Here is a 311-nt window from a genome sequence, read left to right as displayed (position 1 = left end):
AGCGCTGCAAGCTTCGCGAACTTGATGCCGACATAATTTTGCCGAGTGCTGCGGAGCGCTTGAAAATTCGTGTGAGACGCCTTGTCGAAATCCGCATGGTTCGCCGTGTGATATGGCGAGACGAGGAATGAGGAACGCGGCTATCCCTTAGCCTAGAACAGAGATCCTTGCGCCGGTGCCTGCTGCGGAAACTTGATTTGTGTGGCTGGCTTCTCAACGATCACCAACGCGTTGTCTGGTGCTGTTCGCTGCAAATGCCGTGCTTCTGCCCAAGGTGCTGTAAGCCAGGCCTCGGTCTCCTCCGACGTGGT

General features: G+C 56.3%; 1 pseudogene. It reads right to left on the bottom strand.

The annotated features are described in order from the left end of the window. Window positions 1-152: 152 nt before the first annotated feature. A pseudogene (locus tag EN852_RS42930) lies at window positions 153-311 on the bottom strand (SOS response-associated peptidase); the annotation flags it as partial.

It is taken from the genome of Mesorhizobium sp. M2E.F.Ca.ET.209.01.1.1 (assembly GCF_004010375.2).
GTDB lineage: Bacteria > Pseudomonadota > Alphaproteobacteria > Rhizobiales > Rhizobiaceae > Mesorhizobium.
This window is presented reverse-complemented; position numbering and strand designations above follow the sequence as displayed.